Origin of the sequence: Undibacterium sp., from assembly GCF_030683615.1 — a bacterium.
GTDB lineage: Bacteria > Pseudomonadota > Gammaproteobacteria > Burkholderiales > Burkholderiaceae_D > Undibacterium > Undibacterium umbellatum.
The window spans coordinates 266,497-284,359 of the sequence record NZ_JAUXQE010000035.1 but is presented as its reverse complement, the minus strand read 5'-3'; the positions used below and the strand labels follow the sequence as shown (position 1 = coordinate 284,359).

The 17,863-nt window shown below is 48.7% G+C and carries 16 protein-coding genes and 1 rRNA gene; 4 read left to right on the top strand and 13 right to left on the bottom strand.

The features are described 5' to 3' along the window. Positions 1–92 (bottom strand): 16S ribosomal RNA (locus Q8K39_RS18430); the annotation flags it as partial. A gap of 727 nt (positions 93–819) precedes the next feature. On the opposite strand from Q8K39_RS18430, the gene Q8K39_RS18425 reads away from it, so the two are divergent. Then, the gene (locus tag Q8K39_RS18425) at positions 820–2,427 is read left to right on the top strand and encodes an NAD(P)/FAD-dependent oxidoreductase (RefSeq protein ID WP_305262502.1); all 1,608 of its coding nucleotides are present in this window, start codon (positions 820–822) and stop codon (positions 2,425–2,427) included. Positions 2,428–2,498: 71 nt separating this feature from the next. Here Q8K39_RS18425 and Q8K39_RS18420 read toward each other — a convergent pair whose 3' ends face one another. Then, a complete protein-coding gene (locus tag Q8K39_RS18420) occupies positions 2,499–3,326 on the bottom strand; it encodes an HDOD domain-containing protein (RefSeq protein WP_305262501.1) in 828 nt (275 codons plus the stop codon). Between the two features lie 376 nt (positions 3,327–3,702). On the opposite strand from Q8K39_RS18420, the gene Q8K39_RS18415 reads away from it, so the two are divergent. Beyond that, positions 3,703–4,188 carry a CinA family protein gene (locus tag Q8K39_RS18415; RefSeq protein WP_186953057.1) on the top strand — a complete coding sequence of 162 codons (486 nt, stop codon included), beginning with the start codon at positions 3,703–3,705 and terminating at the stop codon, positions 4,186–4,188. Positions 4,189–4,249: 61 nt separating this feature from the next. On the opposite strand, the gene fliL is transcribed toward Q8K39_RS18415, so the two are convergent. Further along, on the bottom strand, positions 4,250–4,894 hold the full coding sequence (fliL, locus tag Q8K39_RS18410; RefSeq protein WP_305262497.1) for a flagellar basal body-associated protein FliL: 645 nt from the start codon (positions 4,892–4,894) through the stop codon (positions 4,250–4,252). A 298-nt stretch (positions 4,895–5,192) separates the two neighbouring features. Between fliL and Q8K39_RS18405 the strand changes: the two genes are divergently transcribed. Continuing rightward, on the top strand, positions 5,193–6,266 hold the full coding sequence (locus Q8K39_RS18405) for an acyltransferase family protein (RefSeq protein ID WP_305262495.1): 1,074 nt from the start codon (positions 5,193–5,195) through the stop codon (positions 6,264–6,266). Between the two features lie 195 nt (positions 6,267–6,461). Here the strand turns inward: Q8K39_RS18405 and Q8K39_RS18400 are convergent, their stop codons facing one another. The 10 genes from Q8K39_RS18400 to Q8K39_RS18355 form a co-directional block, all read right to left on the bottom strand. Continuing rightward, on the bottom strand, positions 6,462–7,070 hold the full coding sequence (locus Q8K39_RS18400; RefSeq protein WP_305262493.1) for a lysophospholipid acyltransferase family protein: 609 nt from the start codon (positions 7,068–7,070) through the stop codon (positions 6,462–6,464). Between the two features lie 172 nt (positions 7,071–7,242). Next, positions 7,243–7,857, bottom strand: a complete 615-nt coding sequence (locus tag Q8K39_RS18395) for a ParA family protein (RefSeq protein ID WP_186953053.1) — start codon at positions 7,855–7,857, stop codon at positions 7,243–7,245. A 109-nt stretch (positions 7,858–7,966) separates the two neighbouring features. Further along, positions 7,967–8,683 (bottom strand): pseudouridine synthase, encoded by a 717-nt coding sequence (locus Q8K39_RS18390; RefSeq protein WP_305262490.1) that lies wholly within the window; start codon positions 8,681–8,683, stop codon positions 7,967–7,969. Between the two features lie 223 nt (positions 8,684–8,906). Further along, entirely contained in the window at positions 8,907–10,901 is a 1,995-nt protein-coding gene (locus Q8K39_RS18385; RefSeq protein WP_186953051.1) for an ATP-binding protein, read from the bottom strand. A gap of 24 nt (positions 10,902–10,925) precedes the next feature. After that, entirely contained in the window at positions 10,926–11,681 is a 756-nt protein-coding gene (locus Q8K39_RS18380) for an ABC transporter substrate-binding protein (protein ID WP_186953050.1), read from the bottom strand. 294 nt (positions 11,682–11,975) lie between these two features. Next, on the bottom strand, positions 11,976–12,587 hold the full coding sequence (locus tag Q8K39_RS18375) for a glycine zipper 2TM domain-containing protein (protein ID WP_186953049.1): 612 nt from the start codon (positions 12,585–12,587) through the stop codon (positions 11,976–11,978). A 194-nt stretch (positions 12,588–12,781) separates the two neighbouring features. Then, on the bottom strand, positions 12,782–13,975 hold the full coding sequence (locus Q8K39_RS18370) for a PLP-dependent aminotransferase family protein (RefSeq protein WP_305262486.1): 1,194 nt from the start codon (positions 13,973–13,975) through the stop codon (positions 12,782–12,784). 62 nt (positions 13,976–14,037) lie between these two features. Continuing rightward, complete coding sequence (locus Q8K39_RS18365) at positions 14,038–14,496, bottom strand: RidA family protein (RefSeq protein WP_305262484.1); 459 nt, start codon at positions 14,494–14,496, stop codon at positions 14,038–14,040. 255 nt (positions 14,497–14,751) lie between these two features. After that, on the bottom strand, positions 14,752–15,624 hold the full coding sequence (locus Q8K39_RS18360) for a DMT family transporter (protein WP_305262482.1): 873 nt from the start codon (positions 15,622–15,624) through the stop codon (positions 14,752–14,754). A gap of 22 nt (positions 15,625–15,646) precedes the next feature. Further along, positions 15,647–16,255 (bottom strand): LysE family translocator, encoded by a 609-nt coding sequence (locus Q8K39_RS18355; RefSeq protein WP_305262480.1) that lies wholly within the window; start codon positions 16,253–16,255, stop codon positions 15,647–15,649. 184 nt (positions 16,256–16,439) lie between these two features. Here Q8K39_RS18355 and Q8K39_RS18350 point away from each other — a divergent pair, with 184 nt between their 5' ends. Then, positions 16,440–17,861 carry a PLP-dependent aminotransferase family protein gene (locus Q8K39_RS18350; protein WP_305262479.1) on the top strand — a complete coding sequence of 474 codons (1,422 nt, stop codon included), beginning with the start codon at positions 16,440–16,442 and terminating at the stop codon, positions 17,859–17,861. Positions 17,862–17,863: the final 2 nt, after the last annotated feature.

The window sequence follows — 17,863 nt, the reverse complement described above, 5'->3', positions numbered from 1 at the left end:
CGCCGCCAGGTTGCCCCGCGCTGCCGTTCGACTTGCATGTGTAAGGCATGCCGCCAGCGTTCAATCTGAGCCAGGATCAAACTCTTCAGTTTAATCTCTGTTTTGTGACATTTCTGTCTGTGTCATTCGCATGACACATCGCTCACTCAAAATACTGACAGTTCAGTGACTTATTTCTAAATCACCGTCTTGCTTTATACTTCTTGTGAACACTTGCTATATTATTTAAGCATTCCAATCAACCTAAGTTGTTTGGTGCGCTTCACCAAGTGCCCACATTTATTGACTGTTAATTGTTAAAGAACTGAAATCTTTTCTACTTCACCGGACTACTTATTCATCCAGTTTTGCATCGCAGCGTTGTGTGCGTTAGCAGCAGAGAAACGAGATTATGAAGCACTTCTTTTTATCTGTCAACACCCTGTTTTTATTTCGTTCAGTTTAAATCTTTTAGATTTAATCCCAACTACTTCAGGCTATTTACACACCAAGCTTTTCGCGTCATTTCTTTCGCTCAAACCAAGAATTACTTCACTTTCTTCAGCCCCGCTCTTCAGCGGGAGGCGAACTATAGCAAACTTACTGATTGCAGTGCAAGCACTTTGCGGTAATTATTTACTTGCTTCTCCCGACTCTCTGTAGTGATGGTACGCACAGCGCTACCGGCTAAGTCGGCATCAATTTCCATGCAAGGAAATCTTTATATGAAAGCACATGCGGTTAAAATACCGGATTCATCAAACCACTAAGCAAGGGCTCTCTTATATATATAGATATAAGAGAGTCATTTTTATCATTAGTGCTATCCGGACCGAATTTATGTTGCGCATTACCGATTTACAACTTCCACTAGACCATGCCGAAGACGAGCTGAAAGCAGCCGTGCTGCGGGAATTGGGTATTACTGAAAACGAGCTGATTAACTTTACTGTATTTCGTCGCAGCTACGATGCACGCAAGAAGACGGCGATCATACTGATCTACACGATAGATGTGGAAACAACAAATGAAGATGCTCTGCTAGCAAGCCACAGGAACCGCACAAAATTGTCGGAGACGCCGGATACCACTTATAAATTTGTGACTCGCGCAAACAATAAACCTTTTAAGCGCCCTGTTGTCATCGGCTTTGGGCCTTGTGGCCTGTTTGTAGCACTGCTGCTGGCTGAAATGGGATTTCGCCCTATCGTGCTTGAGCGCGGCAAGACTGTGCGCGAACGCACCAAGGATACCTGGGGCCTGTGGCGCAAACGTGAGTTGAAGCCAGAATCGAATGTGCAGTTTGGCGAAGGTGGAGCAGGTACTTTTTCTGACGGAAAATTATATAGCCAGATCAAAGACCCCAAGCATTATGGCCGCAAGGTGCTGACGGAGTTCGTCAAGGCTGGTGCGCCTGAAGAAATCATGTATGTCAGTAAGCCGCATATAGGCACCTTTCGTCTGGTGAAGATGATAGAAGAGATGCGCCATAATATAGAAGCTCTTGGTGGTGAAATCCGGTTTGAGCAAAGAGTGACGGATATCGATATCGTCGATGGCAAGGTTCAGGGGGTGCAGTTAAATGACGATGAATACATAGAAACGGCACATGTTGTGCTGGCGATCGGCCATAGTGCTCGCGACACCTTCAAGATGATCGCTGATCGTGGCATATATGTGGAAGCCAAACCATTTTCGATAGGCTTCAGGGTAGAACACCCGCAGTCTGTTATCGACAAGGCGCGCTTTGGTCCCAATGCAGGCAACAAGATACTGGGTGCGGCAGATTATAAGTTGGTGCACCATGCCAAAAATGGTCGTTCGGTATATAGCTTTTGCATGTGTCCTGGTGGTACGGTGGTGGCAGCAACGTCTGAACCTGGCCGTGTTGTGACAAATGGCATGAGCCAGTATTCGCGCAATGAACGCAATGCAAACTCGGCCATCGTGGTGGGCATTACCCCGGCTGATTATCCTGGCGACCCGTTGGCGGGTATAGATTTACAGAGGGCGCTAGAAGAGAAGGCGTATGAAGCAGGCGGACAAAATTACAATGCCCCCGGCCAATTGGTGGGTGACTTTTTGGCTGCCCGCCCGTCTACAGCACTAGGGACAGTGGAGCCATCTTACAAGCCCGGCATTACCTTGTGCGATCTTGCCACAATTTTGCCTGAATTTGCCATTACGGCAATACGCGAAGCCCTGCCTGAGTTTGACAAAAAAATCAAAGGATTTGCCATGAAGGATGCGATTCTGACTGGCGTGGAAACACGCACATCTTCGCCCATACGTATTAAGCGCAATGACGATGATCTACAAAGTTTGAATACCCGCGGTCTGTTTCCTGCAGGCGAAGGTGCTGGCTATGCAGGCGGCATATTGTCTGCCGCAGTCGATGGTATCAGGGTCGCCGAGGCGGTTGCCCTGGATATACAGGCGCAATCATAAACGACAATATCAGGTAGCGAGCATGAAAATGGCAAAAACCTGTCAGGTTTTTGCCATTTTTCATCTGCGTCTTACCCTAGTAAATCTTCCAGCCCTGCAGCCAACTCATTGAGCGGCGGCATTTCCTCCAGTATGAGTTCTGGTTTTATTCCTAGTTTTTTTGCCACATCCGTTGGGAAGGTCGCTTCGCGCTCTTCTTTTGAGTAATGACTTTCTTCTCCACGTGCGCACCAGGAAGCCAGATGTACGACAGCACCTATCTGATCAAACTCTGATTGTTGCAATGGTTCTGCGCAGGCTTTGATGGCCGTTGCAAAACTGTCAGGAAAGCGCCAGCGTTTAGCCAACTCAGCACCGACATCAAAAAAATTAAAGCCAAAAGAGGTGTGCTCTACATCTGGTCTGCGTGCATCCAGCGGCCCGGCAGTTTTATCGACTTGCAGCATTTGCTCAGGCATGCCCGCATGCATGACCAATTGGCCTATGGCATGCATTAAACCTACGGTGAAAGCAAAATCTGAATTGCAATGGACTTTTTTTGCCAGCCATTTTGAGACGACGGCAGTATGCAAGCTATAGCGCCAGAATTGCTTCAGATCCACCCCAGGCATGGACTTGAAACCGCTAGTCAGGCCACTACTGACCACCAGTGTACGCACGGTCATGAAGCCCAGCATCAACACTGCATCGTCAACCGAGCCTACCGTTCTGGAGGCATGATAATAAGAGGAGTTTGCCAGCCGCAGCAATTTTGCACTCAGGACCTGATCTGCAGACAGCTTGCGGGCAATTTCGTCTATGGAGACATCATCATTATTAAAACTGTCTATGACTTCCTGGACGACTTTGGGGATCGAAGGCAAAGCATTTTGCTGCTGAAACAGAGTCTCGATTTTCATAGGGCATCTCCTTTGGGGATGTAGATACAAGAGGTCTTAGCCTCTCATTATTTCCGGAAATTGATACACCTTCAACAAACTTCCCTTGGCGTGGGGAAGAATGCACATTGCTATCAAAAATCATACTCTGATATTGGTTTTTCAGAAATGCTTTTTTGCTGCTTGCGTTGCTTTGCACGTCGTGGGCAATATCACGATTGCGTTTCCCCTTACGTTTACCTGCGCTGCTTTTGCTGGAACAAACAGGAATTGTTAGTTTCCTGTCAGCAGGCTTTTTGTCTTGTTTCTTTACTTCACTTTCTGGTGGACATGGTGGTAAAGTAGTTTTAGCCTCATGAATAAGTTTAAGCCAGTGCAAGCAGACAGGAGACACATCATGCAAAATGCCTTAGAACTCGCAACACAAGTTGGTGAAGAACTCAAATCCAAGAAACTTATTCTCAGCATCGCAGAATCATGCACTGGCGGTGGTGTTTCCCACGCCATCACAGAAATTGCCGGATCTTCGGAATGGTTTGATTGTGGCTTTGTCACCTATTCCAACTCCTCCAAGACTGAATTATTGGATATACCAGCCGCACTGATCGCACAGCATGGTGCTGTCAGCGAAGAAATAGCAGCAGCAATGGCACAGGGGGCCCTGGCCAATTCAGAAGCCCATCTATCACTATCAACCACTGGGATTGCTGGTCCGACTGGGGCAGTGCCCGGCAAACCCGTAGGCACAATTTGCTTTGGCTGGGTCGTTGGTGGCGTCACACATACCGAAAGGCTGGTATTTGCAGGAGATAGAAAAGCTGTGCGGGAGCAAACCGTTGCTCATGCTCTGACCAAGCTTTTGAGATACATCAGGGAACTTTGAGTCGCCGATAGACATGCAGTATGCCCATTGCACGTCTTGAATTTACAATGCGGCAGCTTTGTTATTCCCGGTTTTGCATCAATAACTCATTAATCAGTACCGATTCTATCTTGTCAGATTTCAAGGCTTGATTGAGACCTGATTTTAGCTGTGCCCTGACAGTGTCGAAGCCTTCTTCGCTATGTAAATCGTCAGGGTCAATTTTGGCGAATTCGATTTGAAATACATTGGATAATACTTTTTTGTTTTCAAACAACCATTCCTTGTCCTCAGTGCGGACTTGTATGGTTACCTGCATGCGTACTACCTGGCCATTCAGATTTGCCACTTGCTGCGGCAATTCAAAATAACTTAGCCCGGCAGCATTCGCAGTCACACTGCGCATGTAAAAGAATATCGCCAGCAAAATGGCAAAGCCAAGCATAACAATCAATGCAGCATAAACCCCAAACCGATCCGATGTGGCGCTTTTTTTTCCAGATTTTTTTTCCAGCGCTGCAGTCTTTCGATTCGGAGCAGGTGGAGTACTGCGTGCGGGACCTGCAGGTGCATTGGGCTTAACCGGCGGCGTAGCAACCACCTCAGCCGCATCTCCATCGAAATCAAAGTCCAATGCAGGATCAGGTTTCTTGGGTTCGCTGCCATCTATAGCCTCGAAATCAAGTTGTTCAATGAGCAAACTGGCCCTGGACCTATCTTTAGACATGACTACCTCATAGAGCTGGCATATGGCCAAAGGCCACAGCGCCGACCTAGTGATTATATTGCTAACGGGAAATTTTTAAAGCTGGCCTAGCATAACGCTATTTTACTCAATTTCATAAAGCGTCAATGAATACATCTTCATTTCCCGCTGATGTAGACCTATTCCCTGAAATGTTTTCTACTTTGTCATTATTTTATGCATTTCCTAAAATCTATTGAACGCTTCGTTACAAACTAGGGGTGTAAAACAACTGCTGATTTCGCTATCATGTCGGCATTCCCCGCAAGTCATTACACGCATGACCACACCCGCCATCCCCAAAGTCAGAAACCTGAGCATAGACAATATCAAGGCCGTCTTGATTTTTCTGGTTGTCTTTGGTCATCTGATAGAAATCTACGTGGGTGAAGATCATATATTGCGTTCCGTCTGGATTTTTGTGTATTCCTTCCACATGCCCATGTTCGCCTTGATGTCTGGCATGTTTTCCAAGGCGCAGTGGGATGATAAAAATACCACGCAACTCATATCTACCGTCCTGGTGCCCCTGATCGGTTTTGAGATTATTTATGAAACGACCGAATTTCTATTGAGAGGCAATGCCAGCGTCTATGCCGGCCTGGTCGCGCCTTACTGGATGTTGTGGTATTTGTTGAGCTTGTTATGCTGGCGCCTGTTGCTGCCCTTGTTTTCGCGTATGCAATTTGGTGTCATGCTGGCATTGGCACTCTCGCTGGCTGCCAGCTACTCTGAGCATGCGGGTTATTTCCTGAGTATATCACGCACCCTGATTTTCTTCCCTTACTTCTTACTGGGATGGAAACTTGGACAAGACGTGTTCAATGCCAAGAATAATGAAAAACTGTGGCTCAGTGCCGCCGTTGTGATCACTGCCTTCGTCGGTGCATTCCTCCTGAAGAGCGATTTCGACTATCGCTGGTTCTATGGCAGTTATTCCCTGCACAGGCTGGAAATGGCGAATCTGACTGGCAGCATGTATCAGTTATTGCAATATGCAACGTCCACGGTGATAGGATTATCTGTCCTGTATTTGCTGGCGCAAAAAGAACTAAGGCTGGCGAACATAGGCAAGCGCTCTATCTATGTGCTGGTGTGGCATGGCATGGCGTTGATTATTCTGCAAGAGACAGGTGTATTGCGTGCCATTTTCAAATATGAAAATACGATTGCACTGGCAATATCGGTCTTGCTCTCGATGCTGATCACCTGGGTATGCGCCCATGAGAAAGCCGAAATGCTGACCAAACGCTTTATCCTGAACCCCTTGAACTGGTTATTGATACCTCAGCCTGCGACCATTGCTGACGTGGCACCAGAAGCACAGGACAAGACTGTGCATCAGGAACATTAAGAAGCCTGTTTGCGATCTTACTGTGCGTGCGTTATCGGGGTTCAGTGCGGCTCAAAATGCTCATGTACTAGGGTGCTTTCCGCTTCTTTCGCTGCGCTTAAGTTGCCCTGAATGTTGCCCTGACCCCGCTGACGATCGCTACAGATCCTAAACAGGTTCTAAGAAATATTGTAGAAAAACTTCCTGATCGGTGTCCTACTTATCAATTCTGGCTTGTATTTTACCTTCATCAAATTGCTGCGGGTGCTTGCCTGAAATTCCACAATAAAACTCGCGTATCTTTTCCATATCAGCAGTAATGTCACCGCTTAAGGTAAACATCTTGCCGATGCCGCCGGCCTTGCGTTTGAAGTCCAGATAGCCAAGTGCGATTGGGACACCTGCCCCCTGAGCAATATAATAAAAACCTGTCTTCCAGTGTGTGACTTTGCCGCGGGTTCCCTCTGGCGGCACGATAACAGTCAGTCTTTGATTGGCATGAAAAGCATCGACCGTGCCTTGCACCAGATTACCGGACTTGGCCCTGTCTACCGGAATACCACCGAGCCAGCGCATGACGTGGCCCACAACGGGCGGAAACAGGCTGGATTTGCCCATCCAGTACACCCGCAAGCGCAGGGCAAAACAAACCATCAGCGTAATGGGAAAATCCCAGTTACTGGTGTGGGGCGCTGCAATCAAGACATATTTTTGCTCGGCAGGAACGATGCCCTCCACCTTCCAGCCAGCCAGCTTCAGGCACAACACAGATAGCCAGCGCATGATGGTATTAATGATGGGAGTTTCAAAAATGGTAAGATGCATGCCGTAAGTCTTTGATAAGAAAAGAGAATTCTGCCTTCTCTTCAAGCAAGCGGCATTATAGTGAGCAGTAGCAACTATGGGAACTAGATATCAGCTTTTTTAAGATAAATTAACGAAAGCACTTATCAAAGCAATATAAAAGCAATATCAAACAATACCCAAGCAAGGGCGATCAAGTCTTTACCCAGCTCAGTATGCCTTGCCATTGTGGCAAATCTTTTTCCACCCTGGAGGGAGCGACATCCCATAAGGTGGCCCCATGGGCAGCCAGTTGTATATAGTTTTGGGTATCCCGCAAGAAACCGAGGACTGGCAAACCTAGCTGGTCAACATAATGCTCAAGCTGCTCGGCCGCCTTGCTGCGGGTGTTCACACGCATGCCCAATATCCCAACCTGATAGCCATTCTTCTTGTGCTGGGACAGATTTTTGAGGAATTCTTCCGTTGCCAAAATATCAAAAATAGAAGCTTGCAAAGGGACGATGATCTTATCTGCTGACTTGAGCACAGCGTCAAGCTTGCTGCCTGTCAGGCCAGCCGGGGTATCCAATACCACATGGGTAGTACCTTTTGGGGGCTTCAAAACATTGCGGTCAGCAATATCCCAAGGCTGGATCTGTGGCAGGTTCTCGGGCCGCAAGGACAACCAGGTGCGTGAAGATTGTTGTACATCGGTGTCACCCAGCATGACCTTATGCCCGCTGGAGGCAAAATACCCAGCCAGGTTGGTGGCCACTGTGCTTTTTCCTACCCCACCCTTGGGATTGACGATTGCGATGACAGGCATGTCCACTCCTTTTTACAGTTTAAGAACCATAGCAACTGCTCAGATTATCCATACTAAGCAGAAGATAGCAAGATTTCCTCTATAAAAACGAAAAAACAGCAAAGCAAGCTCAAGCAGGGACCAATAAAGCCAACTGTTCAGGTGTCAGATAACACCACTCTCCTTCTTCCAGTCCCAGCGACTCCAAGGTCAATTTTCCGATGGCGGTGCGCTGCAAGGCAGCACAATGATTGCCCGCTGCCGCCAGCATGCGCTTGACCTGGTGGTACTTACCCTGCTCCAGCACGATTTCCAGCAGATTATCACCCAGCTTTTGGCAATGCACTGCGGCCAAAGCTGCTGGCTCATCATGCAGTTTGACGCCTTGCAATAATAGATTCACCAATTCTTCCGTCACTGGCTCAGCAGTCGTCGCCTGGTAGACCTTGGGGACATGGCGCTTGGGTGATGATTGCGCGTGGATAAATGGGCCGTCATCAGACATCAGCAACATACCAGTTGTATCATGATCCAGTCGCCCTACCGGTTGCACATCGCGCCAGCTGAATTGCTCGGGTAACAGTGTCAGTACGCCAGGGTGATGACTAGGCTTGCGAGAGCACTCAAAATTGGCAGGTTTATTGAGGACGATGTAGACACGTTCACGAAATTCCCAGTCTTCTTCAAAAATATGAAACTGCAAACCCTGGGTCTCATAACTGGTCTTGACGCTGCGTATCACTTCGCCATTGATGGAGACTTCGCCATCTTCCACCAGATCGCGGCAATATTTTCGGGTTCCAAATCCTTGCGACTGCAGGATTTTATCTAAGCTTAGTTTTGTCATGGCGCGACTTTATCAGATGTATGCCTGCTGCGGCTAGTGGGCTGTAACAGTGAAAGCGGACGTGAAGGACATGAGCCCGGCGAGTCAGGGCAAGGCCGAACTTCAAACTATACACAGCGATACCGGGACTATTGCGAGCGTTTGCAACGCCGTCATGGTCGGCGCGCGCATGGCAGACAATTCGCTTTTCACTGCTACAGTCAACTAGTCACACCACCTGCTTTCATTCAAGCACAGCCGTTTCATCGTCCGTCATTTTGGGTTGCAGCGGCAAATTCATTTTGAAACAAGTCCCCTTGCCGAGTTCACTTTCGACCACAATATTGCCACCCAGCACACCGGTTACCAGGTTATACACAATATTCAAACCCAGGCCACTTCCGCCTTGCCCCAGTCTGGTCGTGAAGAAAGGATCAAAAATGCGGCCCAGGTTGACGTTTGGTATGCCGCTACCATTATCACGTACGGTGATTTCCACAAAATCGTCATCCAGAGCACGTGCAGAAATGGTAACTGTGCCGCGAAAATCGCCTTCAAAACCGTGGATAAATGCATTATTGATCAAATTGGTCATGACCTGACCGAGTGGGCCGGGATAACTGTCCATCATCAGCTTGGGCGGTACGTAATGGGTAATGTCATGACGTGTTTTGCGTATGGTCGGTCCCATCGTGACGATGAGCTCAGACAACATCTCATCAAGTGCAAAGACACGGCGATTGGCACTGGTACGGTCCACTGCAACTTGTTTGAAGCTGATCACCAGCTCTGACGCCTTGCTCAGGTTACGTAAGAGCAAATCAGCTCCCGTCTTGGCGTTTCTCAGGTATTCTTCGAGTACAGAACGGCGCATGCCTTTTTCAAACTCGACCATCACATCATTCGTATGCTGGGCCAGGGTGCTGGCAACAGTGACGCTGGTTCCGATAGGCGTATTAAGCTCATGAGCAACCCCGGCGACCAGAGAGCCCAACGCTGCCATTTTTTCTGTCCTGAGCAATTCCCGCTGGGCGCGCTGGAGGTTTTCCAGGACAATGGTCAATTCGCTATTGGCAGCTTCCAGTGCCTGGGTACGTTCGGACACCCTTCTCTCCAGCGTGGTATTCATATTGCGAATTTCCTGCTCGTTCTGGCGTTTTTCAGTAATATCTTCCTGAACAAGGATAATCAAAGGCTCGTTGCCAAGACGTATCATACGTCCCGACACCTGGCAGAGAATGATTTTTTCTTGCTGACCACAAGTCAACCAGGCTTCATAGTCATGAATTTCACCATCGCGTTCAACGATACGCAGGATTTCGTGAAAATCGTCTTCATTACGCCAGAGTGCCTTCTGGGTTTCTCTATCACCGAGAATTTCATCATGTGACCAATAGAATTGCCTGACCCAGGCGTCATTTACGTCGATCATGCTGTAATGCTGGGCTTTACGCAGTACCGTCATGGCGACAGGAGATGCCTGAAAGATGCCAATGAATTTTTCTTCTGTCACCTTCAAGGCTTGCTCTGCACGAAGACGTTCATTGAGTTCTTGCTGCAAGGTTATGTTTTGCGCTTCCCGCTCGGTGATCAGCCTACCGAGATTGAGGCGCATTTTGTCCAGTCCCTGCGCCAGATTGCCGATTTCATCTTGCCGCCCCCATTCCAGCGGCTGATCCAGCTTGCCGCGCGCAAGTCGGCCCGTTGCCAGTTGCAATTCCATGATGGGTCTGACGATGCGGCGCTCGAACAATAACCAGATCAGAATAAATGAAAACACTACCTGCACCAGCAAAGCCATGCCCAACTTGAGAAAGTCAGTCCATAGCTCTTTTTCTATATGCTCAGTAGTCAGTTCCAACTTGACGCTGCCGATGACCTTCGTTTCCAGCAAAATCGGGCGCTCTTCGCGCAAGACTTTGGCATCGGCTGTTTTGAACTTGCTGCTGTGAGCAAAAATGGATTTGGATTCATCCAGCACTTCAACGCTAACCACTTCAGGATTGCGCATGACGGCCTGTATGAATTGATTGGCGACAGCCTTGTCCAGCGTCCAGACGGGCACCGCCATGCCACGCGCCAGCATATCGGCGTACTGCGACATGGGATTGCGTACCCGCAATTGCAATTCACGCTCGTATCTGTCCTGTACCAGGAAACGTCCCAGAACTATCGCAGGCAATACGATGCCAACCACAACGCCGAAAATAAGAATCTGTCGGAGAGAGAGTGTACGCAATGGTTTACCTGTTGTTTGCGGCGACTATTTCGACTGTTGCTTGCGCCACAATTGTATATTTGCTGTGATCAATTTACTCATCACGTTTTGTTTATCCAATTTATAAACAGCCTTGGCAATGCGCCCGCGCATTTCCGGTGTATTGCATGCTGACTTATGAGATAAAGTCAAATATAAATTTTCATTGGTAATCGGTGGCGCGACGGTTTTCAAGCCTGAAATATTCATCTTGGCGACATAGGCTAGGCCGGGGTCTTCTTCATAAATCAAATAATCTGCACGCGACAGACTCAGCATCTTCAAAGCCTGCTCAAGGCTGGGAACCATGGATATTTTCAATGACTCCTTGGCATAACGATCAAATTCTTCACCAAAACTGTTATTGATGACAGTCACCCCCTGCTTGCCAACAAGGTCTGACCATTTTTTATAAGGCAGAGTGAAATTACTGCGGGTCCAGATCACTGTCCTTGTTTCACGAAAAGCCGGATAGAAATAATCCATGTATTCCAGTCTGGGCTGAGTGAAAAAAGCACCCGCCAACAAATCCACGCGCCCCAATTTTGCCTCTTCCTGCACTCGTCCCCAAGGGCCGATATATTTGATATCAATGGGGATACCAATTTCTTTCGACAATAATTGCATCCACTCGGCATTCGCACCGATCAAGCGATTTTCATCGTCAGGATCACGCCATAGATAAGGAGGATATTCAGGATTACCCGTCGCCAACAATGTCTTGCAAGTTTCATTGGCATGTACGTTTGAACTAAATGCCATTGCAAGCAACAAGCTTACCCAGCAAAGCAACTGTAGCAAGGTTTTGTTTGAATGAATAGCTTTGCAAGATTCAAGCTTCATAGCACGACCTTCTCAGCATTAAACGGGAGGATTGACACTTAAGTCTAACTGCTGGGATTAGGCTTGGCAAGGAAGTAGTTGTGAAGGAGGAACGCTTTCCAAAAAGAAAATAATTCCTCCAAATTTTGACTAAAAGTGCAAGATGTTTACCACGTTGACACATGCCCCAAAAGAATTACACTTGCAACCCTTTTTCAGCATATGCTAATTATCTTAACGTCTAACAATAGAACTACCATTGCCCCGCACTGCGTCTCCAGACATCAAGCCTGGATCGTGGTCGAAGACATAAGTTTGTCTGTTACCATTTTCAAAGGCCACAGTCACATTCCAAACCTTGGTGGTCTTGACTTTTTGCTCTATCTTATGTCCAGCCAGAGCACCACCTGCTGCCCCTGCGATAGTAGCCAGATCACGCCCTGTGCCACCACCCACCTGATTGCCTAGCAGAGCACCAGCGACGCCACCAGCGATCACCCCAAGGGCACCACCTTCACCCTCTTTGTCTTTGACTTCAATTGCGACGACTTTGCCACAGTCAGGGCAAGCTGGCTCCCCTCTGGCTTGTGCTGGTGCTGCCACTGGCCTGCTCATATTTTGCTTGGCCACAGCCAGGGAATTATTGTAGTCAGCCTTGGCATCGCGCAGACATTGCATTCTGGCCGCTGATCCACCTGCTTCAGCACACAGCTTTTTATCGTCATTGTAGCGTTGAGTAGCGCGTTTGGTATCCGCTGCATACTGCTGTTTGGCAGTCATATTTTGCGCAAAAGCACCTGTCACCGCTGTCAACATCAAGCTGGCCACCAGCAATTTCTTATTCATATAAAGCTCCTCAATTAATCAAAATATAGTATCGCCATGCGAAACTTAAAGCAATTAACGGTCGAGATCAAAAAATGATGACTGAAATCACAATGGTTGACAGTTACACATTAGGCCGGGATGCATAACATGTCTGCAGAGCATAAAAAAACCCGTCATATGACGGGTTTTCCATGTAAGTGCTCAAGCGCTGATCAGATTTTTGCCTTGATGAGCTTGCCCAGTTTTTCTATACCTTCGTTGATACGCTCTGGCGACACCGTCACAAAGGACAGGCGCAGGGTATTTTTTTCAGGGTTGTTTGCATAGAAAGGGCCGCCAGGAACAAAGGCAACATTCTGTTGTATGGCTTCATCCAGCAATTGCTTGCTGTCCATGTGTTCTGGCAGGGTTACCCAGATGAACATGCCGCCTTCAGGCTTGGTCCAGCGCACGCTTTCAGGGAAATGCTTGCTCATGGCCTCTAGCATGGCATTGCATTGCTTGGCATACAGGGTACGGATAGTAGGGATATGCTCACTCAGGAAACCATCCTTGATAACTTCATACACTACCATTTGTGTCAACTGTGCAGTGTGCAAGTCGGCTGCCTGCTTGGCTTGTTCGAGTTTGCGTATCAGCTGTGTAGGGCCAACCACATAACCCAGGCGTATTCCAGGTGTCAGCACCTTGGAGAAAGAACCCATGTAAATCACGCCACCTGGATTCATATTCAACATCTTGGGCAAAGGTTCTCCGCTATAGCACAGATCACCATAGGGGTTATCTTCGACCAGCGGGATACCCATGCGGGCGCAGGTTTCCACCAATTCATAGCGGCGCTCAACTGACAGCGTGCGTCCGGTTGGGTTCTGGAAGTTAGGCAAGGCATACATCAGACGTGCACCCGCACCTTTGGCAGCGACCGAGGCTGGTATCAAACCATGATCATCGGTATCAACCGATTCAAATTGAGGGCGATACAGGGAAAAAGCCTGCAAGGCACCCAGATAGCTCGGTGTTTCTACCAGTACCTTGCTGCCTTCATCCACCAGCACTTTGCCGAGCAAATCCAGGCCTTGCTGCGAGCCAGACACCATCATGATTTGATCAGGCAGGATTTTTGAATCATTGGTAGACAAAGAGTCAGCCAAAAATTCGCGCAAGGGGGCATAACCATCGGTAGGGCCGTATTGCAATGCTGACTTGCCTTGTTGCGTCAGCACCTTGTCAAAGGCAGCGCGCATGCGCTCTACCGGGAAAGTTTCTGGAGATGGCAATCCACCAGCGAAAGAAATCACTTCAGGACGCATGGTTACTTTTAAAATTTCCCTGATGGCTGAGCTTTGCAACTGCTCTGCGCGATCAGAAAATTTCCACTCTATGGGGCTAGGATTCTCAAGTTTCATGCTGGTCTCACTATCTCACTGTTAGGATTGCCATCTCGGGCAAGCTTATTGTTTTATAAAATTCAGGCGATCTCGACGATCATTTCAATTTCTACGCAAGCACCCAGTGGGATCTGAGCCACGCCAAAGGCTGAACGTGCATGCTTGCCTTGCTCACCAAAGATTTCGCCGATGAGTTCAGAGGCGCCGTTCGTCACAAGATGCTGCTCGGTAAAATCAGGTGTGGAATTAACCAGGCTCATGAGCTTGACGATGCGCTTGACACGGTTCAAATCACCGCCACAGGCTGCCTGCAAGGTGGCGATCAGATCAATCGCGACTGAGCGTGCTGCCAGCTTGCCTTCTTCTGTAGAGATATTTTTACCGAGTTGCCCCACCCATGGCGCGCCATCTTTTTTGGCGATATGCCCGGACAGGAATACTGTGTTACCAGTTTGTGCATACATGACGTAGGCAGCAGCAGGTGTCGCAACAGCAGGCAACTCAATATTTAGTGCTTGAAGTTTTTCGTAAAATGACATGTCTATTTTCCAGAAAAATGCGCAGCAGCCCTCACTGATGCACTAGAGATAATTAAATTTTTATTATTATTTTCTGCAAACTTTAAGAGTTTGCAGAATTCAAAACCTTTCTTCCGGTACATGCTGTCTAGATAAGGTCCAAATTAGAGCGCAAATACCAGTCCTCTATTGTAAGCCCGCACCGTTGTGATTAACACCCCCTAGTACATGGCGAATGGCAGATTAAATTTGGTCGGAATGTGCTTTGCAAGAAAATCACCGTTGAATATTCATGCGTCGCCCCATTGCAACGACAATGATGACTGCCAGCGCAAAAAAGATTTCACGACCAGTCAGGACTTCACCCAGTATCAAGGCAGCACCCAGCAAACTCAAAAATGGTTGCAGCAATTGCACCTGACCAACGCGGGCAATACCACCGATCGCCAGGGCCTTGTACCAAAAGAAAAATCCTATGAACATGGAGAATAATGAAACATAGGCGAAACCAGCCCAGGCACGACCAGAAGCCTGTACGCCATAATGCCAACCTAGCCAGATTGTCACCGGCAATAAAACCGGTAAAGCAAGCAGCAAAGCCCAGGAAATTACCTGCTGCCCGCCCATGCTTTGCGACAGCCGCCCACCTTCGGCATAGCCCATGGCAGCAGCGATCACCGCAATGAACAAGGCCAGGTCAGCAAACTGGAACGAGCCACCACCCTGCATCAGAGCAAAGACTATCACCAGACCACTGCCCAGTACCGCCATCACCCAAAAGCCAGTCGATGGTTTTTCATTAAAGCGCAATGCGGCAAACAAGGCGGTTGCCAAAGGTAAGATACCTAGAACGATGGCACCATGTGAAGCTGGCACATAAGCCATCGCGACAGAACTGAACAAGGGGAAACCAACCACCACGCCCAGGGACGTGATCAGCAATGGTTTAAATTCCGCACGTTGTGGCAATTTCGCCCGCTGTATCCACAACAGCAGGCCAGAACAGCAGGCGGCTACCACGGCCCGCCCCAGCGCCACAAAGACGGGATTGAGTTCTGCCACAGCCATGCGGGTAAATGGCAAGGTCAGGCTAAAAATCATGACGCCAACCAGGCCCAGGGCCATGCCCTTGTTTTCTTGTATCAGCATGATAGTTTTGTCGATCTCATTGTTAACTCGCCAGCATGGGATAGAGCGACAATACCAGCAGCAAGGCCATGCCGTAGTTGAAGATACGCAAATTGCGCTCCACCCTCAACAAATGTCTGACCCTGGCACCGAACAAGGCCCACAGGCTTACACTAGGTAAATTGATGACCGCAAACACACCTGCGGCCAGGGCAACGATCCAGAATCCGCCAGTTGCGGGTATATAGCTACTGAAAGCACCCAGTGCCATGACCCAGGCCTTGGGATTAATCCATTGAAAAGCTGCCGCACTCATGAAACTCATGGGGCCAGATCTTTGCGCGTTTTCTGGCGCATTTTCTTCCAAAGGCCCAGCATTGGCGATGTTCCAGGCCAGGTAAAGCAGATACGCAGCACCAGCCCATTTCAGCACAACATATAGCCAAGGGAAGCTTATGAAAAGGCCAGCCAGACCGACGCCAACAGCCAGTACCAGCAACATGAAACCTATACTGATACCCAGCATGTGGGGCAAGGTAGCGCGAAAACCAAAATTCACGCCTGATGCAAGCAGCATGAGGTTATTCGGGCCTGGTGTAATGGAGGACACCAGCGCAAACAGAGCAAAGGCCATGAGTGTATCAATTGCCATACTCAACCCCTCGCTGACAATGATCAGAATTCTGTCGTCCGTCCATGCTGTTTCTCCCGTTTTTGCTTTAGTGTTGTGCTATCCTAAACGCAAAAACCGATACAGTACCAATACACTATAAGCGATAATATTCATACTGTAATGGTCAACTATCCATTACAGAAGACCCGCCTGGAGACATGCAATGCTGACACCGACTTTTTTTATCTCACGCGATTCCGGTGGCTCACTGGTTGAGCAAATCGTTAATGCCGTGGCCAACCGCATCGACGATAAATTGCTGCGCACCGGTGCGCGCATGCCTTCTATACGCCAGTTTGCCGATGAACAGGCAGTGTCGCGCTTTACCGTCGTGGAAGCCTATGACAGGCTCGTTGCCAAAGGCTATCTGGAGTCGCGCAGGGGTGCCGGTTTTTTTGTGCGGGAACGGGCTTCCATGTTGAATAACGTACCAAACACTGCACAAATTGCCCCAGTCGCCCAACAACTCGATGTGGTGTGGCTGGTGCGCAATATGTTCCGGCAATTGCCACCGCAAAAAATGCCAGGCTCTGGCGTATTGCCGCATGACTGGCTGGACGGGGAACTGGTAGCGAATGGCTTGCGCTCCATCAGCAGGCTGAACCAGAACCTATTGCTGCATTATGGTACCCAGCAGGGCTTTTTGCCCTTGCGACAGCAATTACAATTGAAAATGGCAGAGTTGGAAATCGCCGCATCGCCTGAACAAATCGTCATGACCAGTGGCGTCACACAAGCACTTGATCTGGTGGCGCGTGAATTTACGCAGCCTGGCGACACAATATTTGTTGACGACCCGGCCTGGTTTTTGATGTTTGGTTCTTTCGCCATCCTCGGCACCAAGGTGATAGGCATACCACGCCTGCATGATGGCCCGGATGTCGCCAAGTTGGCGGAACTGGCTGCCCTGCATAAACCCAAGCTGTATATCATCAATTCAGTCTTGCATAATCCAACTTCGACTTCGCTGTCCGCCGCCAAGGCGTTCCAGGTCTTAAAAGCGGCGGAGGAACATGATTTCATGATCGTTGAAGATGATGTGTATTGCGATATGCACCCTGGGCCAGCGGTACAGGCCGCCACTCGCATTGCTGCGCTGGATCAGTTGAACCGGGTGATTTATCTGGGTGGATTTTCCAAGACACTGGCGGCAAATCTGCGTGTGGGGTTTATCGCTACCTCACCAGAACTGGCAATACGCCTGGCGGACAGAAAGATGTTGTCTACCCTGACGACCACAGAAATCGGTGAACGCGTGGTATACAAAATCCTGTCGGAAGGACACTACCGCAAACATGTAGACCGCATACGTGTGAAGCTTGATGGGGTGCGCGATGACATTACCAAGCGGCTGGAACAACAGGGGATGAAGGTTGATTACCGAACACCGGCAGGAATGTTTTTGTGGACAGAGACTGGCTGCGATACCAATAAGCTGACTGAGAAAGCCATGGAGCAAGGCTATCTGCTGGCACCTGGCAGCTTGTTCTCGCCCAACCAGCTCCCGTCCACCAAGATGCGCATCAATATTGCCGCAATGTCTGACCCTGGTGTCTGGGAATTTTTGAAACGTGAAATAAATTAGTT